Origin of the sequence: Nocardioides sp., assembly GCF_044226305.1 — a bacterium.
Classification (GTDB): Bacteria; Actinomycetota; Actinomycetes; order Propionibacteriales; family Nocardioidaceae; genus Nocardioides.
On record NZ_JBGAHF010000003.1, the window covers coordinates 103,560 to 125,032 of the forward strand.

Genomic DNA, 21,473 nt, shown 5'->3' on the forward strand with positions numbered 1-21,473 from the left:
CGGGGTCTCGTGGGGCTCCAGACTAGTTGTTGTGGCACACGGCGTGCCACTAGTTCGCGGTAGCGCCGTCCAGCAGCGAGGTCACCGCGTCCACCAGCGCCCGCCGCGTCCGGGAGGGCGAGAGCCCCGAGCGCACTCGCAGCAGCTCGAGGGACTCGAAGGAGCAGAGCGCGTCGATGCAGGAGGCCAGCTCGAGGCGGCGGGACCGGTCGAGGACCGCCAGCTCGACCTCGAAGTGCGCGGCGACCTGGTCGGCCAGGAGCCGGCGACGGTTGCGGACCTGGTCCGCGATCAGGGGGGAGTCCGACGAGCGCAGCATCGCCGCCCGGATCGTCGGGGCCAGCTTCGAGTGCAGCTGGAGCCGCTGGTCGACGAGCGTCTCGACGCGCTCCTCCCGGGAGCCCTCGCCCAGGCCCTCGAGGGCGTAGAGGTCCCCGACGACCTCGACCCGCCGCTCGATGGCACGGCGCAGCAGGTCCTCGGTGTCCTCGAAGTAGCGGTAGACCGAGCGCAGGGACACCCCGGACCGGGCCGCGACCTCCTCGACCGACGGGGCGAAGTTGCCCTCGACGAACATCTCGTGGACGGTGTCGAGGACCGCTTCGCTGTTGCGGTCCCGCCGGGCGGTGCGGCCGTCAGCCTTCTTGGTCACGGCCGGAGGGTACGTGCTGAAGGGGTCCCGGCGCGAGGGGTCCGAGCCGTCGTGACAGGAAACATTTGGCACTCAATTGCCAGAAGTTCGTTGACGGAGGCCCGACGGGGCACCATGCTCACGGACATGATCGGCGCGCTCACCACCGACCTCCCGGGCGTCTTCGGCACGGTCGCGCCGTACATCGAGGACTACGGCTACCTGGCCGTCGTCGTCGCGGTCTTCGTCGAGAACCTCGGCATCCCGATGCCGGGCGAGGCCACGCTGATCACGGCCGGCATCTACACGGTCTCGGGCGACCTCCACCTCGTCCCGGTGCTGGTCCTCGGCTTCGTCGCCGCGGTGATCGGCGACAACGCCGCCTTCGTGGTCGGCAGGTACGGCGGCCGGCCGCTCGCCCTCAAGCTCGGCCGGCGCTTCGGGGTGACGCACACCGCGCTGGACAAGGTCGAGGCGTTCTACGAGCGGCACGGCAGCAAGGTCGTCGCCGCCGGGCGGTTCCTGCCCCTGCTGCGCCACCTGAACGGGCTCGTCGCGGGCATCACGCCGATGAAGTGGCCGCGGTTCCTCGCGGCGAACATGATCGGTGCCGCGATCTGGGTCGGTGTCTGGGTGACCGTCGGCATCCAGGCCGGCAACCACATCGAGGGGGTGAACCGCTTCCTGGAGCGCTTCTTCCCGGCCGTCGTGGTCCTGCTGGCCGTCCTGATCGCCATCCAGTCGGTGCGCTTCTGGGTCAAGCGTCGCAAGGCGATGGCCGAGGAGGAGACCGAGCTGGTCGAGGCCGAGGAGGTCGCCGCCGAGGCGGAGCCGGTCCTCGACCCCGTCCCCGACCCCGTCCCCGACACCGTCCCCGACACCGGGGCGGCGACCGCGGCCGAGACGGAGGAGCCATGATCGAGGTGACCCTGCTGGGCACCGGCAGCCCGCTGCCGGACCCCGGACGCGCCGGACCGGCGACCCTGGTCCGCGCCGGTGGCCGGACCTTCCTGGTCGACGCGGGTCGCGGCGTCGTGATGCGGCTCGCCGGCGCCGGGTCCGGGGCCAACGCGCTCGACGCCGTCCTGCTCACCCACCTGCACAGCGACCACACGACCGACGTCGGCGACCTCGTGACGACGCGGTGGATCACGACCTTCGCGCCCTCGCCGCTGTCGGTGGTCGGGCCGCCGGGCACCGGTGCCCTGGTCGAGGGCGTGCTCGCGTCGCTGGCCGCCGACATCCGCTACCGCACCACGCACCACGCCGACCTGGAGGGCCCGCCGCCGGTCGACGTGCTCGAGGTGGGTCCCGGGCCGGTGCGTGACGACGGCGAGGTGGTGGTGACCGCGGCGGCCACCGACCACCGCCCGGTGGAGCCCACCCTCGCCTACCGCATCGAGCACGACGGCCACGCGGTCGTGCTCGCCGGCGACACCGTGCCGTGCGCGACCCTCGACGAGCTCTGCGCCGGCGCCGACGCGCTGGTGATCACCGCGATCCGCAAGGACGTGCTCGAGCACGTGCCCCTCCCGCGGCTCCAGGACGTGCTCGACTACCACTCCTCGGTCGAGGAGGCCGCGCAGACCGCTGCTCGGGCCGGCGTCGGCACCCTGGTCCTGACGCACTACGTGCCGGCGCTGGTGCCCGGCACCGAGGACGAGTGGCGCGAGCGCGCCGCCGCACACTTCGACGGCGACGTCGTCCTGGGCGACGACCTGCTGCGCGTCGAGATCGGCTGAGCGGGCGCTGGAGCGGTAGTCCCTGATCCTGTCGCCCCGTTCCACCCGATCCGAGGGCGAGAACGTCAGGGACTGTCGCGGTCGCTCGGGTGCCGTGCCGTGCCGTGCCGTGCGAGTTTCGTCGGCCGGCCGACGAAATCCGACGCGGGACGACGAAACTTTGTCGTCCCGCCGCGAGTTTTGTCGGCCGGCTGACAAAACTCGCGACCGCGACGCCCGCCGGGGGGACCTACTGGGTCGCGCCCTCGATCTCCCACACCGCGGCCAGGTCCAGCCACTGGTCGTCCTCGGCGTGCACCTCGACCCGGTCGAGCCGCCCGGTGAAGCGGGCCGGCGCGGCGTAGTCGCCGACGGTCAGCCCGCGGTCGCACCCGACGTCGACCCCGGTGTAGCCGGTGCGCGCGCGGGCCAGCGCCGAGATGGTGCCGTGCCCGCTGTCGCGGCCGTCGACCACCAGCCGCACGACACCGGCGCCACCCGTCCGACGGACGTGCACCTCGAGCCGCACCGGCCGGCCGAGCGGTACGACGTCCGCCGACGTCACGGTGCTGCGCCGGCCGTCCTGCGCGTACTCGTGCACGAGCCGGCCGTCGGCGACCCGCAGGACGTACCCGGCGTGCCGGTCCCCGTGGGCCAGCAGCACCCCGCCCTCCTCGGGGCGGGTCAGGGTGGCCGTGGCGACGATCGCGTAGGAGCGTGCTCGCACGTCCGGCGCCGCGGCGTCCGGCACCCGGGCGTGACCGGGGTAGAGCGTCCAGCTCCGCCGGCCGGGTGAAGGGCTCACGGGTGCGCCGGCTGGTCCTCGGGAGGCAGCCCGTGCCGACCGGTGATCGGCGGGCCGTTCATGCCGTTGATCGAGGCGCCGAGCGGGAGCACGTCGTACCGCGCCGCCTCCTCCCACCACCGCTCGACCATCGCGGCCAGCCGCTCCGGCTCGGTCGCGGCCCGGTCGTCGAGCTCGTTCCAGTCCTCGTCGACGTGGTAGAGCTCCCACCGGTCGGCGTCGAAGTCGGTGACCTTCTCCGCGTCGCCGGTGAGCATCAGCTCCAGGCTCAGCATCGGCTCGTGGTGGGTCACGGCCTTCCAGCCGTCCTGCCAGATCGCCCGCTGGCCGTTCATCTCGAAGTACTGCACGGTCCGGACCGTCGGGGCCCCGGCGTCGGCGAAGGTGTAGCGCAGGCTCTGCCCGTGGACCGGCTTCTGCGGGACGCCCTTGACCTGCTCGGGCGCCGTCATCCCGGTCACGTCGAGCGCGGTCGGGGTGATGTCGATGGCGTGGTGGAACTGGGTGCGGATGCCGCCCGGGTCGGGGATCTCGCCGGGGTAGCGCACCACCAGGGGTGACCGGACGCCGCCGGCGTGGGTGTCCTGCTTCCAGCGCTTCAGCGGGGTGTTGCCGGCCATCGACCAGCCGATCGAGTAGGTGTTGATGAAGTCCGGTGACGTGCCGACGGAGTCCATGTTGTCCTTGACGACCTGGAGCTCGGTCTCGGGCGACTCGTAGCCGAAGAAGAACTTCATCGCGTTCATCGAGCCGACCTCGCCGCCTTCCTGGCTGGCGCCGTTGTCGCTGAAGAGCACGAAGAGCGTGTTGTCGAGCTCGCCCATCGCCTCGAGCGCGGCCACCAGCCGGCCGAGGTGCTCGTCGGTGTGCTCGACCATGCCGGCGTACGCCGCCTGCAGGCGCACCATCGCCGCCCGGTCCTCGGGGGCGTAGTCGTCCCACGCGCGGACGCCCGGGTTGGGCGGCGGCAGCTCGGTGTCGGGCGGGACGAGGCCGAGCTCCTTCTGGCGGGCCAGACGGTCGGCCCGGGTGGCGTCCCAGCCCTTCTCGAACACCGGGACGTACTTGTCGACGTACTCGCGCGGGACGTGGTGGGGGAAGTGCGGCGCGCAGAACGCGACGTAGAGGAAGAACGGCCGCTCGGCATCGCCGTTGCGGTGGTCGCGCACGAAGTCGATCGCGTGGTCGACGATGTCGGGCGTGAAGTGGTAGTCGGGGTCGTCGGGCGCGTCGACCCAGTGGTTGTCCTCGATCAGGTCGGGGCGCCACTGGTTGGTCATCCCGTCGGGGGTCCCGTAGAAGCGGTCGAAGCCGCGCTGGAGGGGCCACTGGTCGAAGGGGCCGGCCCCGGTGAAGTGGTTCATGGGTGTCAGGTGCCACTTGCCGACCCCGAGGGTGGTGTAGCCCTGGGACTGGGCCATCTCGCCGATCGTCGCGGTCTCGTGGTGCAGCTGGCCGGTGTAGCCGGGGTAGCCCATCGCGAAGTTCGGCAGCATGCCCATCCCGGTCGCGTGGTGGTTGCGGCCGGTGAGCAGGCAGGCGCGGGTGGGCGAGCACAGCGGCGTCACGTGGAAGTTCGTGTACCGCAGACCCTCGGCCGCCAGCCGGTCTACCGTCGGGGTGGCGATCTCCGACCCGAAGCAGCCGAAGTCCGCCCAGCCGAGGTCGTCGTAGAGCACGTAGACGACGTTCGGCGAGCCGGACCGGGCCCGCTCCGGCTCGGGGAAGGAGGGCGTGGAGTCGGCGAAGGTGCGGCCGATGACGGCACCTTCGTGATCGGTCGACGGCATGCGCCGACGGTAGGAACGCCCGGGGGCGGTGTCAACGACTATTGGCAAGGTTAGTGACAAATGATAGGAATCGGGCCATGGCCACCACGGCGTCAGGAGTGACCGTTCCCGCGCCGGTCGAGACCGTGTGGGCGACGCTCGCACGCTTCGCCGACATCAATCGGTGGGCCCGCGCCGTCGACCAGAGCAGCCTGCTGACCGCCGGCCCGCCCGGGACCGGCACGACCCGGCGGGTCCAGGTCGGCCGGGCGGCGCTGCGCGAGACGGTCGACATCTGGGAGCCGGAGCGCCGGCTCGGCTACACCATCGAGGGGCTGCCGGCAGTCGTCACCGCGGCCCACAACACCTGGGTGCTGCGCCCCGAGGGCGCCGGCACCGCGGTCGAGCTGACCGGCGAGGTCGAGACCCGGCGTCCGGTGCCGGCCCGGCTCGTGGCGGTCCGCCTGGGCCGCACCAACGACCAGCTCGTCGCCGACCTGGCGGCGTGCGTGGCGAGGAGGCAGGCATGACCCGCAGCAGCAGGCGGAAGGCGGTCCGTCCGGACGTCGTCATCCTGATGACCGACGAGGAGCGGGCGGCCCCGCCGTACGAGGGCCCCGAGCTGAAGGCCTGGCGGGAGCGCACCCTGCCCGGCACCCGGTGGTTCCGGGAGCACGGGGTCTCCTTCGAGCGCCACTACACCGGGTCCCTGGCGTGCGTGCCGTCCCGGCCGACGATCTTCACCGGGCAGTTCCCCGACGTGCACGGCGTCACGCAGACCGACGGGCTCGGCAAGACCGCGGCGGACAGCCGGATGCGCTGGCTGCCGCAGGGCGAGGTGCCCACGCTCGGCCACTGGTTCCGGGCGGCCGGCTACGACACCCACTACGACGGCAAGTGGCACATCAGCCACGCCGACCTGCACGACGACCAGGGTCGCCGCGTCGAGACGAATACCCCGGACGGCGAGCCGCTCCCCGACCACGTGCAGGCCTACCTCGACGCCGACCCGCTCGGGCCCTACGGCTTCTCCGGCTGGGTCGGCCCCGAGCCCCACGGCGCCGCGATCGCCGACAGCGGCCTGCGCCGCGACCCGCTCATCGCCGACCGGGTGGTGGCCTGGCTCGAGGACCGCTACGCCCGCCGGGCCGCGGGCGACGAGGACGCGCAGCGGCCGTTCCTCCTGGTCGCGAGCTTCGTCAACCCGCACGACATCGTCCTGTTCCCGGCCTGGGCGCGCCGGATGCCGATCAAGCCCGGACCGCTCGACCCGCCGCACGTCACCGAGCCGCCGACGTACAACGAGGACCTCGGGCTCAAGCCCGCGGCGCAGATCGCCTTCCGTGAGTCCTACCCCTCGGCGTACGGCCCGGCCTCGGCGATCGGCCGGATCTACCGCAGCAAGGCCCAGGAGTACCGCGACTTCTACTACCGCCTGCACGCCGAGGCCGAGGGGCCGCTGGACCGCGTGCGCCGGGCGGTCACCGCCGGCTCGACCGAGGCGGTGCTGGTCCGGACCTCCGACCACGGCGACCTGCTCGGCGCCCACGGCGGCCTGCACCAGAAGTGGTTCAACCTGTACGACGAGGCGACCCGGGTGCCGTTCCTCGTGGCCCGGGTCGGCAGCCGGCCGACCGCGCCGGGCACCGTCCGCGTCCCCACGTCGCACGTCGACCTGGTCCCGACCCTGCTCGGCGCGGCCGGCATCGACCAGGACGCCGTCGCGCGCGAGCTGCGTGACGACTTCAGCGAGGTGCACCCGCTCCCCGGCCGCGACCTGATGCCGGTGGTCGCGAAGCCCGCGACGGCGGACCCGGACCGAGCCGTCTACCTGATCACCCGCGACAACATGCTCGAGGGCGACACCGGGCTGTCGGGCTTCGCCCGTCGGCTCGGACGCACCTCGCCGCCGCCGGCCCCCCTGCGGATCCAGGTGGCCGCCCACGTCGCGTCGAACTTCGAGGCCGTGGTCACCCGGGTCGACGAGGAGCACGGCGGCGCCGGCCACCTCTGGAAGCTGGTGCGCACCTTCGACGACCCCGCGACCTGGACCGAGCCCGGCCGCCGGCACCTGGCGGCCAACGGGCCGGCGGGACCGGAGTACCGCACCGAGCCGATCCCGGACGAGTGGGAGCTCTACGACCTCGACGCCGACCCGGTCGAGTCCCGCAACCGGTGGGACGACCCGGAGTGCCGCGACGTGCTCGCCCACCTCCAGGCGCGGCTCAAGGACGAGCAGCGCCGCAGCGTCCCCGAGCGGAACCGGCCGTGGCCCTACGTCCGCCGCCCCCAGGGCGCTCCGGAGCTGGTCCGCCCGCGGCCGCCCCAGCGGGTGCTGCGCCGGCTGGCGCAGCGCCTCGGCATGCACCCCGATGACCCCGAGGCCGCGCCGCTCGAGGCGCCCGGCCGCCGGGCCCTGGTCATCGCCACCAACCACGACACGCTCAGCGACGGCACCCCGACCGGCGTGTTCGCCTCCGAGCTGACCGTGCCCTACTACGCCTTCGAGGACGCCGGCATGTACGTCGACGTCGCCAGCCCGCTCGGCGGGCGGATCCCGGTGGACCCGCTGTCGCTCAAGCCGGTGCTGCGCACCGAGGCCGACGACCGCTACCTGGGCGACGACGTCCTCCACTCCAAGCTCGAGGACTCGCTCCCCGTCGGCGACCTGGACATGGGCGACTACGACCTCGTCTACCTCGCCGGCGGGTGGGGCGCGGCCTTCGACCTCGGCGTCTCCGAGCCGCTGGCCGAGCAGATGTCGGCCGCGGCCGCCGCCGACCTGGTGATGGGCGGGGTCTGCCACGGCCCGCTCGGGCTGCTCAACGCGACGGCCCCGGACGGCCGCCCGCTGGTCGAGGGCCGCCGGCTGAGCGCGGTCACCGACAAGCAGGTCCGCGAGCTCAGGATCACCTCGACGCCGATGCACCCCGAGACCGAGCTGCGCGCCAAGGGCGCGCTGTTCGAGTCGAGCTCGCGGTTCCGCGACCCGCTCGCCAACCACTGGGTGGTCGACGGCAACCTGGTGACCGGCCAGAACCAGAACGCCGGGCCGATGGTGGCGCGCGAGATGGTGCGGCTGGTGCTCGAGCGCGAGGCATCCGAGAGCGCCGACACCGGACCCGACACCGGGGCCGGGGAGTGACCGACTGGGCGGCGCTCAGCGCGCGGGCGTCGTTCGCCTCGCACCGGCTGATCGGCTGGATCTACTGGGACCCGGTGGCGGTGGACGGCTGCGCGGAGCTCGGACTGGACGTGCCGGGCACCTACTACATCACCAGCCGCTGCGCGCCGCTCGCGCCCGCGGGGCACCAGGCGGTCGCCGCGGCGTACTACTCGATCAGCCCCCTCTTCATCCAGTTCGCGATGGCGCTGGCCGAGGAGCGCACGACGTACGACGCCATCACGGCCGTGCGCGACCGCGCGGTCGTCGAGGGGCTGCACGCCTACGTCCCCGAGGTCTGCGACGGGCTCGCGGCGCTGGCCGCGCCGCTGTGGGAGGCCGCCGACGCGCTTCCGGTCTCGGGCCGGGTGCTGTTCGCCGCGCACCGGCAGCAGCCCCGCCCGGACGACCCGCTGCTGTCGGCCTGGCTGGCGGTGAACTGCCTCCGCGAGTGGCGCGGTGACACCCACTTCGCGATCCTCGCCGCCGAGGACGTCAGCGCCACCCAGGCCGGGCTGCTCCACAACGCGATGCTCAACTACCCGGCCGACTGGATCCCGCGCAGCCGCGGCTCCGACGACGCCGCCCTCGCCGAGGCGATGGCCGACCTCGAGCAGCGCGGCCTGGCCGCCGACGGACGCGTCAACGCCGCGGGCCTGGCGCTGCGCGACGACATCGAGGCGCGCACCGACCGGATCACCGAGCGGGCCTGGCGCCACCTCGGGGCGGACCTGACCCAGACCTACCTCGACCTCGTCGAGCCGGTGGGCGACCGCCTGGTCGCCCGCATCGACGCCACCGCGGGCCCCGAGTGGATGCCGGCCGCCCGCCACCGCCGACCCGACCCCTGCACGGAAGAGAGCCACCGATGAAGGTCCTGCGCACCCCGGACGAGCGCTTCGAGTCACTGCCGGGGTTCGGCTTCGCCGCGCACTACGCCCACGTGCCCGACGGTGACGGCGGGACGCTCCGGATGCACTACCTCGACGAGGGTCCGGCCGACGGTCCGGTCGTGCTGCTGATGCACGGCGAGCCGTCGTGGTGCTTCCTCTACCGCACGATGATCCCGGTGCTGGCCGACGCCGGGCTGCGCTGCATCGCACCCGACCTGGTCGGCTTCGGCCGCTCGGACAAGCCGACCGAGCGCGACGACTACACCTACGCCCGGCACGTCGAGTGGGTGCGCTCGCTGCTGCTCGACGTCCTCGACCTGCACGACGTGACGTTCTTCGGCCAGGACTGGGGCGGCCTGGTCGGGCTGCGGGTGGTCGCCGAGAACCCCGACCGGTTCGCACGCGTCGCGATCGGCAACACCGGCCTGCCGACCGGGCTGGAGCCCATCACCGACGCGTTCCTGCAGTGGCAGGAGTTCTCGCAGACGACCCCGAACTTCGACGTCGGCGTCATCGTGAGCATGGGCGCGGCGGAGCCGATGCCGCCGGAGGTGGTCGACGCCTACAACGCGCCCTTCCCGGACGACAGCTACAAGGCGGGCGCGCGGGTCTTCCCGACGCTGGTGCCGACATCGCCGGAGGACCCGGCGAGCGCGGCCAACCTGGCCGCCCGGGCCGTCTTCGAGGCGTGGGAGAAGCCGTTCCTCCTGCTCTTCTCCGACCAGGACCCCGTCACCCGCGGTGCCGACCGCTGGTTCGCGCAGCACGTGCCGGGTGCGGCCGGCCAGCCACACACGACCATCGGGGGCGCCGGCCACTTCCTCCAGGAGGACCGGGGCCCCGAGGTCGCCCGGCACCTGGTGGCGTTCGTCGGCTGAGGGTCGAGTCGGGACTCGACCGTCAGAAGTCTCGACTCAACCGCGCCGCATCCGGATGAGCACGAACCGCTCGTCCCCACCAGCGACGTCCTGGTCGACGACCACGCCGTAGCCGCGGGCGTAGAGCTTGGCGGACACCACCCGCGGCTCGAGGCGCGACCACTCGAAGGTGCGCAGCGCGTGCCGGGTGGTCACCGCGGGGGTGCGGACCCGGGCGCCGCGCTCGACCACCCAGGCCTGGTCCTCGGCGTCCCCGGCCCGGTACTCCTGCCGGTAGGCGTCGGTCGGGTGCGGCCGGGCCGGCATGATCACCCCGGCGCGGGCCCCGTCGCGGCCGGCCTCCCAGGACCCCTCGCGGTCGACGAGCCGGCCCTGCCGGTCGTAGGTCGCGGTCGCCTCGCCGAAGTACCAGACGCGGCCGGCGTCGTCGGCGGCGTACCAGTCGTGCGTGCGCTCGGCGACGCTGCCGTCAGCGCGGCGTACGACGTCGAGGACGACCGTGGTGCGCACCCCGTCGACCAGGCGGTGCCGCTGGCTGACCGTGGTGCGCTGGGTGAGGCGGCGGCCCTCGTCCGTGCCGCGGAACACCCAGACGGTGCCGGGGCGCAGGGGGAACCAGGGGTTGGCGTGTGGGTGGTCGAAGCGCGTCGGAGCGGGGTGCGCGGAGGTCGGTGCGGAGGTCGGTGCGCCGGCCGGCGCCGCCGGCGCGGCGTCTGCCGAGGCGGTCAGTGCGGCGGCGGGCAGGACGAGCAGCGCGGTCGTGAGCACGCGGGTGGTGCGGTGGCTGGTCATGGGGCCAGCGTGCGCCCACGCCGCTGAATCCGGCCTGAACGGCCGCACCCGGTCGGCCGGGCTACGGCGACGCGGCGAGCCCGAACGCGTCCAGCAGCGAGGTGGCGCCCCGCGCGTGCTGCAGGGGATCCACGCCGGCCACCTCGGCCAGGGACCGGGAGAGCGAGTAGTGGGTGAGGCGGGTCCGCACGACCTGGTGCTCGAGGCTCGGGTGCGCGACGACCGTCAGCACCCGGTTGCCGTGGTCGCCGTCGTCCTCGTCGGCGGTGATCACCACCGCGAGGGTCCCGGCCGCGAAGTCGGGGCCGGCGAGGACCTCGCCGACCTGCTGCTCGAGCCAGTCGTCGGCCCGCCCGAGGGAGCAGTCGTGGGCGTCGTGGCACACGTCCGGGACGACCAGCCCGACCGCGGGGAGCGTGCCGGCGTCGACGTCGCCCGCCAGCCGGCGCAGCGGCACGTCGTGCTCGCGGCACGCGGCCCGCTCGGCACGGAAGTAGGTCCACGGGTTGTGCCGCACGGCGTACCGACCGGTGTTGGTGAGCCGGCACCGGCCGGTCATGCCCTCGGCGTACGTCGTCGCGGTGCTGCCCGCCGCGATCGCCTCGCCGAAGACGCTGGGCCGGCGGACCGGGTGTGCGGCGGGCGGCTGGTCGTCGGTGACGCCGAACGTGCTGCCGCCGGCGATGGCGAGGTAGTTGGGCAGCGACGGGTGGGTGATCGCCCGGTAGCGGGTCGCGTAGCCGTACTGGTCCGCGAGCCCGCGCACCCACGGCATCCCGCGGCGCACCTGGGCGAGGGAGTGGTTCTCGACGACGAACACCAGGACCTTGGTGACCCCCGGTGCCGCTGCGGCTGGGGCGGGCTCTGCCGCTGCCGCACCGGTCCCGCCCGGCACCAGCAGCAGCGGCGTCAGGACGAGCGCCGTCAGCAAGGAGGCGGTCAGCAGGGACGCGCGGAGGGCACGACGGGGGCCACGGGTCACGGGGACATCGTGCCGGGTCGCACCGGTCACCGGGGCAGATGGGTCCCGGTCAGGTAGTTTGCAGGTGGGTCGGCGCACGCTCGGGGCACCTGAGAGGGGGCACCTCCGCATGGCTCGCATCGGTCTGTGCGAGGACGACCCGGCGATCCGGCGCGTCGTCCTCGCCGCCCTGGAGCACGCCGGTCACGAGGGCGTCTCCGCGCACGACGGGCGGGAGGCGCTCCGCCTGTTCTCCGACGACGACTCGCTCGCGGTGATCGTGCTGGACATCGGGCTCCCCGACTCCGACGGGCGCGACGTCTGCCTGGCCCTCCGCTCGGCCGGGCAGCCCGCCCCCGTCCTGTTCCTGACCGCTCTCGGCGCGGTCCACGACCGGCTGGCCGGCTTCAGCGCCGGCGCGGACGACTACCTGCCCAAGCCCTTCGACGTGAAGGAGCTGATCGCCCGCATCGACGCGCTGGCCAAGCGTGGACGCATCGTCACCGGTCAGGCGCCGACCGACCTCGTCCTCGACCCGGCCCGGCACGCGCTCGTGTGTGGCGACCGCGAGGTGCTCCTGACGCCGACCGAGTTCCGGATGCTCGCCGCGATCACCTCCCGTCCCGGCGAGGTGGTCCGCCGCCGGGCGGTCGTCGCGGCGGCGTGGCCGGACGGGGCGCAGGTCAACGAGAACACCGTCGACTCCTACGTGCGCCGGATCCGGGTGAAGCTCGACGAGGTCGGCTCCCCGCTCCACCTCCAGACGGTCCGCGGCGTCGGGTTCAGGCTCGCGTGAACGTCCTGCGGCGCCTGCGTCCGCGGACCTTCCGCGGCCGGATCGTGCTGTCCACGGTGGCGCTGGTCGCGGTCGTGATGGTCGTGGTCGCCGTGCTGGTCGAGCAGGTGCTGGACCACGCGGCGCGCCACGACGTCGACCGGAGCCTGGAGGACCGCGCGGACGCGGTCGTGAGCATCGTCGACACCAGCTCCCCGGCCGGGGCGCCGACGGTCGTCGTCCCCGTCGATGCGCTGGACCCGGGGGTCCGGGTGTACGACGCGGACGGGGTGCTGGTCGCGGGCACGATCGAGAAGCAGGCCCGTGACGCGGCCGACGACCTGGCCCGCGTCACGGAGCCGACCAAGGCGACGGCCCCGGGGGAGCTGCGGCTGCTGGCCGAGCCCTTCACGACGGCCGGCGGACAGCACGGGGTCGTGGTCGTCAGCCAGCCGACCGAGCCCTACGCACGCTCGGAGCTGGTCGCGCTGGCTGCCGTCGTCGGCGTCGGGCTGCTGGTCGTCCTCCTCGCGGCGCTGGTCGCCCTCCGCGTCACCAGCCAGGCGCTCGCCCCGGTGACCCAGATGGCGGAGCGGGCCGCGGACTGGAGCGAGCACGACCTCACCCAGCGCTTCGACCTCGGACCGGCGGACGACGAACTCGCCCAGCTGGGGGAGACGCTGGACCACCTCCTCGACCGGGTCGCGATGGCGATCCGGTCCGAGCAGCGGCTCACCTCCGAGCTCGCCCACGAGCTGCGCACGCCGCTCACCGCCATCCAGGGCTCCGCCGACCTCGCCCTGATGCGCGGCGTCGACGACGGGCGGACGCGGGCGGACCTGGTCGAGATCTCGCGCGCCGCCCGTGCGATGGCCGAGGTCATCACGACCCTGGTCGACGTGGCGCGCGACCCGGCCACGGCGGAGGCGTCGGCGACCTGCCGGGTGTCCGAGCTCGTCGAGGCACTGCGCCCGACGGTGCCGGCGTCGCTGGACCTGGTCGACGAGACCGGGTCGTCCGCGGCCCGGGTCGCCGGCTCCCGCACGATCGTGCTGCGGGCCCTGGCGCCGCTGCTCGACAACGCCGTGTCGCACGCACGCTCCCGGATCGTCATCCGGGCGACCGACCTGCCGCACGCGGTCGCGATCGCCGTCGTCGACGACGGCCCCGGTGTCGACGAGCGGGTCCGCGACCGGATTTTCGACGTCGGCGCCTCCGGCTCGGGGGGCACCGGCCTGGGACTGGGGATCGCGCAGCGCGTCGCCCGGTCGCTCGGCGGCGAGATCGTCGTGGAGTCGCCGGACTCGGGGGCGTCGTTCGTGCTCCGCCTGCCGCGCGCCTGACCGCGCGTCATCCGTCCGGGCTGCTGCGACGACCGGATCGGATGACCTCCCCTGGGACGTCATCCGCCGTGGTCGCCTGGACCGTCACGTCGCATGACGTCCCGGGCGCGGCAGGGCGGCCGCCGCGACGAGGGCGCCCAGAGGACCCGCCCGGTGGGGCGCACGCTGTCAGGTTCGGTGCAGGTTCTCGCTGGGAACATCGCGATCGTGTTCGACACCATCAACGGCCTCCCCGTCCACCCTCTCGTCGTCCATGCCGTCGTCGTGCTGGTCCCGCTCGCGGTGATCGGCACCATCGTGATCGCCGTGGTGCCCAAGTGGCGGGCGCCCTACGGACCGTTCGTGGTGGCGGCGGCCGCGATCGGCGCGGCCCTGTGCCCGGTGGCGACCTCGAGCGGCGAGTCGCTGGAGGAGCACGTCGGCGACCCCGGCAGCCACGCCGAGCTCGGCGACCAGCTGGTCTGGTTCGTGCTGCCCGTGCTGATCCTCTCCGCGGTGCTCGTCTGGCTCGCACGACGTCCCGAGGACCGACGGCCCGGTCCGGCCTGGCTGCCGACGGCCGTGGCCGTCGTGGCCGTCCTCGCCTCGGTCGCCTGCGCGGTGCAGGTCTACCGGGTCGGTGACTCCGGCGCCCGCGCGGCCTGGGGCGACAAGGTGTCCTCGTCGTCCTCGGGCGGCGACACCGACAGCGACTGACCCGGGGACGGCGCCCGCGGCGGGCCGGCCGGGTGCCAGACTGACGTCATGTCGCAGCGCCACATGACCTCGGCGGTCCTCGACGCCGCGCAGCGCGTGGGCGCGCCGCCGGCGGCCCCACAGCACCTCGTGCTGGGCGGTTCCGAGCTGACGCTGGTCGGCTCGGCCCGGGTGTACGTCTGCGGCATCACGCCGTACGACGTCACCCACCTCGGCCACGCCGCCACCTTCGTGTGGGCCGACGTCCTGGCGACAGTCCTGGACGGCACCGGGGTCGAGACCCGGACCTGCCGCAACGTCACCGACGTCGACGACGTGCTGCTCGAGGCGGCGCGCCGGCGCGGTGCCCACTTCGACGAGCTCGCGCTGACCCAGGAGGCGGTCTTCGACCACTCCATGCGTGCCCTGCGCGTCGCCACGCCGGCCCACCAGCCGCGCGCCCGCTACTACGTCGACGCGGTGGTGCAGCTGGCCCAGGCGCTCCTCGACGCCGGTGCGGCGTACGAGCGCGACGGCACCGTCTGGTTCCGCGGCGCCGACGTCGCTGCCCGCTCGGGTCTCGACCGCGACGACGCCCGGGCCCGGTCGCTGGCCTACGGCGACCGCCCCGACGACCGCGCCAAGGACGACCCCTTCGACGTCCCCGTCTGGCGGCCGTCGTCGGACGGCGAGCCGGCCTGGCCCAGCGTGTGGGGCTGGGGGCGCCCGGGGTGGCACGCCGAGTGCGCCGCGATGGCCGTCGCCGTGCAGGGCGCCAGCGTCGACGTGCTCGTCGGCGGCGAGGACCTGCTCTTCCCGCACCACGCCTACCAGGCGGCGATGGCCGAGGCCGCCACCGGCGTCCGCCCGTTCGCCCGCGCGCAGCTGCACGTCGGCGAGGTCCGGGTGGCCGGCCACAAGATGGCCAAGTCGACCGGCAACCTGGTGCTCGTCGACGACCTGCTCCGCGACGTCGCCCCGGCGGCGCTGCGCCTGCACCTGCTGAACCGCCCGTACGCCGAGGCCTGGGACTTCGAGCCCGAGCGGCTCGACGAGTCGCAGCAGCTTCTCGAGGCGCTCTACGCGGCAGCCGCCCGGCCCGGCCCGGGCGACCCGGCCGTCGCGCTCGGCCCGCTCCGGTCCGACCTCGACGTGCCGGCGGCGGTGGCGGCGGCGCTGGACGAGGGCGGCGAGGCGGCTCGCCGGCTGATCGGCGTCCTCCGGCTCGGCTGACCCTGGGGTCGGGAGCTCAGGCGGGTACGACGACCCTGCGGGCGACCGGCCGACGGATCACCCACTCCGCGACGAGCAGGTTGATCACCCAGCCGGCGCCCTTGGCGACGTCACCGACGAGCTCGCCGGTGCCGAAGAGGGCCTCGCCCAGCCCCTCGGTGAAGGCCTGGGTGCCGGCGGCCAGGCCGATGGCGTAGGCCCGGACCATCCAGGCGCGGTGGGCGGCGAGGTCCCCGGAGCGGGCGGCCCGGACGCCGAGGACGATCGAGGCGGCCAGGGCCGGTGCGACCACCAGGCGCAGTGCGAACAGCAGCTCGCCGGTGCCGGGCTGGGGTGCGTAGACGAGGGTCATCCACAGTGCGGACCCGGCGACGACCAGACCGGCGCCGGCCAGGACCCGCCCCACGCGCCGGTGCCAGGCCAGGTGGTGGCGGCGGAACCGGGGCAGGAACTGGAACGCGCCGAGCACGGCGTACACGGTCGCGGCGAGGATGTGCGCGACCAGCGCCACCGGCAGCCCGGTGAAGCGGTCGTCGGCCGGCATCGCGTCCGGACCGCCGGCGAGCTGGACCAGCCGGAGCGTCCCGGCGGTGAGGGGGACCAGGCTCAGCGCGAGCAGCGGCACCGGGACCAGGGCCTGGCCCGGTCTGCGGTCGTGGGTGACGCCCATGGTGCTGCTCCTCGTGCTCGTGCCGTCTCGGTGTCGAGCACGCTAGGAGCGCGGGTGGGGACGGGGCGTCACATCACCTGGTGAGCGAGGTGGTGATCTTCGGGGTCAGCCCCGGGCGGCCCGGGTCTCGACGACCCGGACCACGGCGAGCACGAGCAGCGCGAACATGCCGAGGTCCGCGTTCACCGCACTGAGGAGGGCGCAGGCGCCGAAGACCGCCGTGGTGAGCCACGCCCACCTGCCGCGGCCCGATCCGCCGACCGCGCGGTCGGTGACGACGATGATGGCCGAGGTCAGCACCGACAGCACGAACATGGTCCCGATGTAGATGGGCGCCGTGGTGGTGTTCAGGTCCTGACCGACGAGTGCGGTGGGGAACGGCAGGAACGCGATGACCAGCAGCCACAGCAGGTTGAGTCCCCGCCACCCGGGCACCTCGAGGTCGTCGGCGTCCTCGAGGCGGCGCAGGGCGGTGCCGTGCGCGGCCCAGAACACGTAGATGACCACGAAGCTGACGGCGAAGGAGACCAGCAGGTCGCCGTGGTCGGAGACGGCGCCGGTCAGGTCGGTCGTGTCGACGTCCCCGGTCACCTCGACCAGCGGCAGGACCAGGAGGGTCATCGCGATCGCGACCACCGCGTCGGTCAACGCGATGGTCCGCCCGACACCGGGTCCCGTGGGCGGCGGTGGGGTGCGCTTCTCGAGCAGCCGGTCGTCCTCGTCCACCACGGGTCTCCTTCCCGCCGTCCGGGTCGTACGGCGGTGAGGGTAGTGCCGGTCGCGTCCCGACGGGCGGGGTCGGTGCAGATCCGCCCGACCCGCGCCGCGGCGGCCTCGGGCAGCGGCCCGGTCCCGGTGCGTGGACAGCCCCGGTGGGCTCGGCGAGCGTGCCGCGGCGCGTGAGAGGATCGCCGCCGTGGACGGCCGGATCGACGCGGTGGTGCTGTGGGCGCGCGCGTCGTGCGCCGGCCTCCGCGCGTTCGGGCTCGGTGTCGTCGGCCACGTGATGGCCGACGGCCTGCTCCCGGGCCCCGTCCTGCTCGCCGCGCTGCTCCTGGCGTCGGTGGCGCTGAGCGCGCCGGTGCTCGCGCGGCCCGCCTCCTCCGTCCGGCTGGTGGCCCTGCTGGTGGCCGGGCAGACGGTCATCCACCTGGTGCTCGCGGTGAGCGCCGGGCACCGGGGGGACGCCCCGGGGCATCCCGTCGCCGCGACGCTTCCGCCGACGGGGCGGCTGCCCGTGGTCGACGGGCACCGGGTGGGCTCGCTCCAGGACCTGTACCAGGGAGGAGCCGGCTCCTCACCGGCGACGGCACCCACCCTCCCGGTCGGCCACCTGCTCGCGGACCTGTCCGCGCACGCGCCGATGATGGCCGTCCACCTGGTGGCGGCCGCGCTCGTCGGTCTGTGGCTGGCCTCCGGGGAGCGCTGCCTGTGGGCGCTGCTCGCACTCACCGGCCGCCGCATCATGGGTGCGGCCCGGACGCTGGCCGGGGCCGTCGTCGTCCCGACGCCCGTCCCGTTCGAGGCGCCGGTCGCCGACCCGGTCGGCGGCGCCTCCCGCTGGCAGGCTCGCCCGCACTCCCGTCGCGGGCCACCTCTCCTGGCCCGCTGACCACCCCGCCCGGCCGGCTGCACCCGGCCCGATGACCCGTGCTGTCCTCGCCTCGCCCCGGTGGTCGGACGCGCCTGCCCGCCTCCGGAGACAGGCGCCGGCATCCCGCCCTCCGTCGGCCCGACCTCCGAGGTCCGGCCGGCATTCCTGTGGCACCTCCGGCCGTCGTGGTCCGACGTCGTCCGTGCCCCCCACCCCATTCGCTCACCCCACCGAAGGAGAACACCATGTCCATCCACCTGTCGCTCCACGACCGCTCCACCCGGCGGTCGACCCGTGCCGCGGCGCGCCGATCGGTCGCGGTCGTCGCGGTCGTGCTGACCTGCGTGGCGGGAGCCGCCGGCTGCGGCTCCAGCGACGCGGGCTCGGACGCCGGTCCCGCCGCCGGCTCGAGCGCGGCCGCCGAGCCGAAGGTCATCGACGTCACGGTCGAGGGCGACTCGGTCACCCCGAGCGGCGAGCGGGTCGAGGTGGAGGTCGGCCAGCCGGTCACCCTGCACGTCACCGCCGACGCCCCCGGCGAGATCCACGTCCACTCCAGCCCCGAGCAGGAGCTCGAGTACGAGCAGGGCGAGACCGACCTGGAGCTCACCCCGATCACCACACCCGGCACCGTCGACGTCGAGTCGCACACGCTGGACAAGGTGATCGTGCAGCTCGAGGTCAGCTGACCGGCCGCCGACGGCGGGCCGTGGGGTCGCCGGTGCGTGGCATACCGTGCACGTACCGGCGGCCGGGGCCGGTCTGCGAGGAGACCAGGCGCAGCCGTCGCGGTCAGCAGGCCCGACGACAGGAAGGTGGCCGTGGTGGCCAACCGGCTCACGAGCGCGACCTCTCCCTACCTGCTCCAGCACGCCGACAACCCGGTCGACTGGTGGGAGTGGGGGCCGGAGCCGTTCGAAGAGGCCCGCCGGCGCGACGTGCCGGTGCTGCTCAGCGTCGGGTACGCCGCCTGCCACTGGTGCCACGTGATGGCGCACGAGTCGTTCGAGGACGAGGCGACGGCGACGTACCTCAACGAGCACTTCGTCAGCATCAAGGTCGACCGCGAGGAGCGGCCCGACGTCGACGCGGTCTACATGCAGGCGACCACCGCGATGACCGGGCACGGCGGCTGGCCGATGACCGTCGTCCTCGACCACGAGGGCAGCCCCTTCTTCGCCGGCACCTACTTCCCCGACGCCCCCCGGCACGGCCAGCCGTCGTTCCGGCAGGTGCTGGAGGCGCTCTCGGACGCGTGGCGGACGCGGGGTGACGAGGTACGCCGGGTGGCCGGCCAGCTACGCGAGCACCTCGCCTCGGGGGGCCTCACCGCGGCGCCGGCACCGGTCACGCGCGAGGTGCTGGACGGTGCGGTGGCGACGCTGATGGGCGAGCTCGACCGCGAGCGCGGCGGCTTCGGCGGTGCGCCGAAGTTCCCGCCCTCGATGGTGCTGGAGTTCCTGCTGCGGCACGGCTCGGACACTGCGCTTGCCATGGCCGGGTCGACCCTGCGCGCGATGGCCGCCGGCGGCATCCACGACCAGCTCGCCGGCGGCTTCGCGCGCTACTCCGTCGACGACGACTGGGTCGTGCCGCACTTCGAGAAGATGCTCTACGACAACGCCCTGCTGCTCCGCGTGTACGCCGACTGGGGCACCGAGCAGGGCGACCGGGTCGCCCGCGGGGTGGCCGAGTTCCTGCTCGCCGAGCTGCGCACGGCCGAGGGCGGCTTCGCCTCGGCCCTCGACGCCGACTCCGAGGGCGAGGAGGGGACGTTCTACGTCTGGACGCCCGCCCAGCTGGTCGAGGTGCTCGGCGCCGAGGACGGCCGGTGGGCTGCGGACCTGCTCGGGGTCACGACGGCCGGGACCTTCGAGCGTGGCGCGTCCACGCTCCAGATGCGCGTCGAACCCGACGACCCGGCCCGGTGGGAGAGCGTCCGGCGCCGGCTCCTCGACGCCCGGGCGCTGCGCGAGCGCCCGGCCCGCGACGACAAGGTGGTCGCCGCCTGGAACGGGCTCGCGATCAGCGGCCTGTGCCGCTCCGGCCACGTCGACGCCGCGCAGGCCGCCGCCGACCTCCTCTGGGACGTGCACGTGGTCGACGGCCGGCTCCGCCGGGTCTCCCGCGACGGCGTCGTCGGTGCGCCGGCGGGCGTGCTCGAGGACCACGGGTGCGTCGCCTCCGGGTTCCTCGACCTCCTCCAGGTGACCGGCGACCCGGTCTGGCTCGAGCGCGTCGGGGTGCTGCTGGACGCCGCGCTGACGCACTTCGCCGCCGACGACGGGGGCTTCTACGACACCGCCGACGACGCCGAGGCCCTGGTGGCCCGGCCCCGCGACCCCTCCGACAACGCCTCCCCGTCCGGGCTGTCGTCGATGGTGCACGCGCTGTCGACGTACGCCGCCCTGACCGGGTCTGGCCGGCACCGGGAGGCCGCGGAGGCGGCGCTGTCGACGGTCGCGGTGCTCGCCGAGCGGGCGCCGCGGTTCGCCGGCTGGTCGCTGGCGGCCGCGGAGTCGATGCTCGACGGCCCGGTCGAGGTCGCGGTCGTGGGGGAGCCCGGCGCGGCGCGCGACGCGCTCACCGCGGTCGCCCGGCGGCGCCCCGGGGCCGTCGTCGTGGTCGCGCACGGACCGAGCGACGAGATCCCGCTGCTGTCCGGGCGCGAACCGGTGGCGGGCCGGCCGGCGGCGTACGTCTGCCGGCGGCTGGTGTGCGAGCGACCGGTCACCGCCGCGGACGAGCTGGCGCGGGCGCTCTCCCCGGGGGAGGACGAGGACCAGCCCAGCGGGGCGGGCCGCGGGGGTCAGCGCAGCGAGTAGGTGGCCATCGACACGCCGACGAAGTGGGCGGTGAAGGCCAGGATCGTGAAGGTGTGGAACACCTCGTGGAAGCCGAACCAGCGCGGCCACGGATTGGGCCGCTTGAAGCCGTAGACCGCTCCGCCGAAGGTGTAGAGGGCCCCGCCGACGAGGATCATCGTGAAGGTCGCGACCCCGATGCCGACGCCGAGCTTGATCGCCCCGTCGAAGAAGCCGGGGATGAAGAAGACGGCCGCCCAGCCGAGCGCGAGGTAGATCGGCACGTAGAGCCAGCGCGGCGCGTCGGTCCAGAAGATCCGGAACCCGACGCCGAGCAGCGCCCCGCCCCACACGGTGGCGAGCAGCACCACGCGCTGGGTGTCGTGGAGCAGCAGCAGGCTGAAGGCGGTGTAGGAGCCGGCGATGAGCACGAAGATGTTGGCGTGGTCCCACCGGCGCCAGAAGGCCCAGAGCCGCGGCGACCAGGTGCCGGTGTGGTAGATCGCCGACACGGTGAAGAGCAGCAGCGCCGAGAAGGTGAACACCGCGGAGCCGATCCGCGTCGTGGTCGTCGGCGAGAGCGCGATGAGCACGATCCCGGCGGCCAGCGTGAGCGGCACGGTGCCGAGGTGCAGCCAGCCGCGCAGCTTGGGCTTGATGTCGTGCAGGTCCGCCTTGAGATCAGCCGTGATCTCGGCGACGGCGTCGTGGAGCTGCCGCCCCGCGCGTGTCGCTCCGTCCATGGCCTGGTTCATGACTCGACCCT

21 protein-coding genes are annotated in these 21,473 nt (G+C 74.2%); 13 read left to right on the plus strand and 8 right to left on the minus strand.

The features are described 5' to 3' along the window. Positions 1 to 49: 49 nt before the first annotated feature. Positions 50 to 652 carry a TetR/AcrR family transcriptional regulator gene (locus tag ACILQ5_RS04560; protein ID WP_395656784.1) on the minus strand — a complete coding sequence of 201 codons (603 nt, stop codon included), beginning with the start codon at positions 650 to 652 and terminating at the stop codon, positions 50 to 52. A 114-nt stretch (positions 653 to 766) separates the two neighbouring features. On the opposite strand from ACILQ5_RS04560, the gene ACILQ5_RS04565 reads away from it, so the two are divergent. Continuing rightward, entirely contained in the window at positions 767 to 1,549 is a 783-nt protein-coding gene (locus ACILQ5_RS04565; RefSeq protein WP_395656785.1) for a DedA family protein, read from the plus strand. Beyond that, positions 1,546 to 2,373: a ribonuclease Z gene (locus tag ACILQ5_RS04570; RefSeq protein WP_395656786.1), complete on the plus strand. Its 828-nt coding sequence runs from the start codon at positions 1,546 to 1,548 to the stop codon at positions 2,371 to 2,373. Before ACILQ5_RS04565 ends, ACILQ5_RS04570 begins: the two co-directional genes overlap by 4 nt. Before the next feature lie 229 nt (positions 2,374 to 2,602). On the opposite strand, the gene ACILQ5_RS04575 is transcribed toward ACILQ5_RS04570, so the two are convergent. Both ACILQ5_RS04575 and ACILQ5_RS04580 read right to left on the minus strand, forming a co-directional pair. Next, entirely contained in the window at positions 2,603 to 3,157 is a 555-nt protein-coding gene (locus ACILQ5_RS04575) for a hypothetical protein (protein ID WP_395656787.1), read from the minus strand. Next, positions 3,154 to 4,947 (minus strand): arylsulfatase, encoded by a 1,794-nt coding sequence (locus ACILQ5_RS04580; RefSeq protein ID WP_395656788.1) that lies wholly within the window; start codon positions 4,945 to 4,947, stop codon positions 3,154 to 3,156. The genes ACILQ5_RS04575 and ACILQ5_RS04580 overlap by 4 nt, the downstream gene beginning before the upstream one ends. Positions 4,948 to 5,024: 77 nt before the next feature. On the opposite strand from ACILQ5_RS04580, the gene ACILQ5_RS04585 reads away from it, so the two are divergent. From ACILQ5_RS04585 to ACILQ5_RS04600, 4 genes are read left to right on the plus strand one after another with little or no spacing between them, the layout of a single operon-like run. Beyond that, on the plus strand, positions 5,025 to 5,456 hold the full coding sequence (locus ACILQ5_RS04585) for an SRPBCC family protein (protein WP_395656789.1): 432 nt from the start codon (positions 5,025 to 5,027) through the stop codon (positions 5,454 to 5,456). Further along, entirely contained in the window at positions 5,453 to 8,071 is a 2,619-nt protein-coding gene (locus ACILQ5_RS04590) for a sulfatase-like hydrolase/transferase (protein WP_395656790.1), read from the plus strand. Before ACILQ5_RS04585 ends, ACILQ5_RS04590 begins: the two co-directional genes overlap by 4 nt. Next, positions 8,068 to 8,961: an SCO6745 family protein gene (locus ACILQ5_RS04595; RefSeq protein WP_395656791.1), complete on the plus strand. Its 894-nt coding sequence runs from the start codon at positions 8,068 to 8,070 to the stop codon at positions 8,959 to 8,961. The genes ACILQ5_RS04590 and ACILQ5_RS04595 overlap by 4 nt, the downstream gene beginning before the upstream one ends. Beyond that, positions 8,958 to 9,860 (plus strand): haloalkane dehalogenase, encoded by a 903-nt coding sequence (locus ACILQ5_RS04600; RefSeq protein ID WP_395656792.1) that lies wholly within the window; start codon positions 8,958 to 8,960, stop codon positions 9,858 to 9,860. Before ACILQ5_RS04595 ends, ACILQ5_RS04600 begins: the two co-directional genes overlap by 4 nt. A gap of 36 nt (positions 9,861 to 9,896) precedes the next feature. Here ACILQ5_RS04600 and ACILQ5_RS04605 read toward each other — a convergent pair whose 3' ends face one another. Both ACILQ5_RS04605 and ACILQ5_RS04610 read right to left on the minus strand, forming a co-directional pair. After that, on the minus strand, positions 9,897 to 10,652 hold the full coding sequence (locus ACILQ5_RS04605) for a hypothetical protein (RefSeq protein WP_395656793.1): 756 nt from the start codon (positions 10,650 to 10,652) through the stop codon (positions 9,897 to 9,899). A 61-nt stretch (positions 10,653 to 10,713) separates the two neighbouring features. Next, positions 10,714 to 11,634, minus strand: coding sequence for an alkaline phosphatase family protein (locus ACILQ5_RS04610; RefSeq protein WP_395656794.1), 921 nt, complete (start codon positions 11,632 to 11,634; stop codon positions 10,714 to 10,716). Between the two features lie 109 nt (positions 11,635 to 11,743). On the opposite strand from ACILQ5_RS04610, the gene ACILQ5_RS04615 reads away from it, so the two are divergent. The 4 genes from ACILQ5_RS04615 (at position 11,744) to ACILQ5_RS04630 (ending at position 15,639) form a co-directional block, all read left to right on the plus strand. After that, a complete protein-coding gene (locus ACILQ5_RS04615) occupies positions 11,744 to 12,409 on the plus strand; it encodes a response regulator transcription factor (RefSeq protein WP_395656795.1) in 666 nt (221 codons plus the stop codon). Further along, the gene (locus ACILQ5_RS04620) at positions 12,406 to 13,731 is read left to right on the plus strand and encodes a sensor histidine kinase (protein ID WP_395656796.1); all 1,326 of its coding nucleotides are present in this window, start codon (positions 12,406 to 12,408) and stop codon (positions 13,729 to 13,731) included. Before ACILQ5_RS04615 ends, ACILQ5_RS04620 begins: the two co-directional genes overlap by 4 nt. Before the next feature lie 207 nt (positions 13,732 to 13,938). After that, on the plus strand, positions 13,939 to 14,427 hold the full coding sequence (locus ACILQ5_RS04625; RefSeq protein ID WP_395656797.1) for a DUF2231 domain-containing protein: 489 nt from the start codon (positions 13,939 to 13,941) through the stop codon (positions 14,425 to 14,427). A gap of 48 nt (positions 14,428 to 14,475) precedes the next feature. Beyond that, the gene (locus ACILQ5_RS04630) at positions 14,476 to 15,639 is read left to right on the plus strand and encodes a cysteine--tRNA ligase (RefSeq protein ID WP_395656798.1); all 1,164 of its coding nucleotides are present in this window, start codon (positions 14,476 to 14,478) and stop codon (positions 15,637 to 15,639) included. 16 nt (positions 15,640 to 15,655) lie between these two features. On the opposite strand, the gene ACILQ5_RS04635 is transcribed toward ACILQ5_RS04630, so the two are convergent. Together ACILQ5_RS04635 and ACILQ5_RS04640 are read right to left on the minus strand one after the other, a co-directional pair. Further along, on the minus strand, positions 15,656 to 16,309 hold the full coding sequence (locus tag ACILQ5_RS04635) for a DUF2306 domain-containing protein (RefSeq protein WP_395656799.1): 654 nt from the start codon (positions 16,307 to 16,309) through the stop codon (positions 15,656 to 15,658). 105 nt (positions 16,310 to 16,414) lie between these two features. After that, positions 16,415 to 17,035: a TMEM175 family protein gene (locus tag ACILQ5_RS04640; protein ID WP_395656800.1), complete on the minus strand. Its 621-nt coding sequence runs from the start codon at positions 17,033 to 17,035 to the stop codon at positions 16,415 to 16,417. A gap of 190 nt (positions 17,036 to 17,225) precedes the next feature. Here ACILQ5_RS04640 and ACILQ5_RS04645 point away from each other — a divergent pair, with 190 nt between their 5' ends. The 3 genes from ACILQ5_RS04645 to ACILQ5_RS04655 all read left to right on the plus strand — a co-directional run bounded on the left by ACILQ5_RS04645 (position 17,226) and on the right by ACILQ5_RS04655 (position 20,728). Beyond that, the gene (locus tag ACILQ5_RS04645; protein ID WP_395656801.1) at positions 17,226 to 17,921 is read left to right on the plus strand and encodes a hypothetical protein; all 696 of its coding nucleotides are present in this window, start codon (positions 17,226 to 17,228) and stop codon (positions 17,919 to 17,921) included. A gap of 227 nt (positions 17,922 to 18,148) precedes the next feature. Beyond that, positions 18,149 to 18,592 (plus strand): hypothetical protein, encoded by a 444-nt coding sequence (locus tag ACILQ5_RS04650; RefSeq protein WP_395656802.1) that lies wholly within the window; start codon positions 18,149 to 18,151, stop codon positions 18,590 to 18,592. A 135-nt stretch (positions 18,593 to 18,727) separates the two neighbouring features. Beyond that, entirely contained in the window at positions 18,728 to 20,728 is a 2,001-nt protein-coding gene (locus tag ACILQ5_RS04655) for a thioredoxin domain-containing protein (protein ID WP_395656803.1), read from the plus strand. Here ACILQ5_RS04655 and ACILQ5_RS04660 read toward each other — a convergent pair. Beyond that, positions 20,713 to 21,462: a hemolysin III family protein gene (locus ACILQ5_RS04660; RefSeq protein ID WP_395656804.1), complete on the minus strand. Its 750-nt coding sequence runs from the start codon at positions 21,460 to 21,462 to the stop codon at positions 20,713 to 20,715. The genes ACILQ5_RS04655 and ACILQ5_RS04660 overlap by 16 nt on opposite strands. Positions 21,463 to 21,473 lie beyond the last annotated feature (11 nt).

Excerpts from the sequence above, each read along its gene's own strand:
- ACILQ5_RS04585 (WP_395656789.1), top strand. The coding sequence starts at position 5,025 with ATGGCCACCACGGCGTCAGGAGTGACCGTTCCCGCGCCGGTCGAGACC.
- ACILQ5_RS04650 (WP_395656802.1), top strand. The coding sequence starts at position 18,149 with ATGTCCATCCACCTGTCGCTCCACGACCGCTCCACCCGGCGGTCGACC.
- ACILQ5_RS04660 (WP_395656804.1), bottom strand. The coding sequence starts at position 21,462 with ATGAACCAGGCCATGGACGGAGCGACACGCGCGGGGCGGCAGCTCCAC.
- ACILQ5_RS04565 (WP_395656785.1), top strand. The coding sequence starts at position 767 with ATGCTCACGGACATGATCGGCGCGCTCACCACCGACCTCCCGGGCGTC.
- ACILQ5_RS04605 (WP_395656793.1), bottom strand. The coding sequence starts at position 10,652 with ATGACCAGCCACCGCACCACCCGCGTGCTCACGACCGCGCTGCTCGTC.
- ACILQ5_RS04590 (WP_395656790.1), top strand. The coding sequence starts at position 5,453 with ATGACCCGCAGCAGCAGGCGGAAGGCGGTCCGTCCGGACGTCGTCATC.
- ACILQ5_RS04635 (WP_395656799.1), bottom strand. The coding sequence starts at position 16,309 with ATGGGCGTCACCCACGACCGCAGACCGGGCCAGGCCCTGGTCCCGGTG.
- ACILQ5_RS04615 (WP_395656795.1), top strand. The coding sequence starts at position 11,744 with ATGGCTCGCATCGGTCTGTGCGAGGACGACCCGGCGATCCGGCGCGTC.
- ACILQ5_RS04580 (WP_395656788.1), bottom strand. The coding sequence starts at position 4,947 with ATGCCGTCGACCGATCACGAAGGTGCCGTCATCGGCCGCACCTTCGCC.
- ACILQ5_RS04570 (WP_395656786.1), top strand. The coding sequence starts at position 1,546 with ATGATCGAGGTGACCCTGCTGGGCACCGGCAGCCCGCTGCCGGACCCC.
- ACILQ5_RS04630 (WP_395656798.1), top strand. The coding sequence starts at position 14,476 with ATGTCGCAGCGCCACATGACCTCGGCGGTCCTCGACGCCGCGCAGCGC.
- ACILQ5_RS04600 (WP_395656792.1), top strand. The coding sequence starts at position 8,958 with ATGAAGGTCCTGCGCACCCCGGACGAGCGCTTCGAGTCACTGCCGGGG.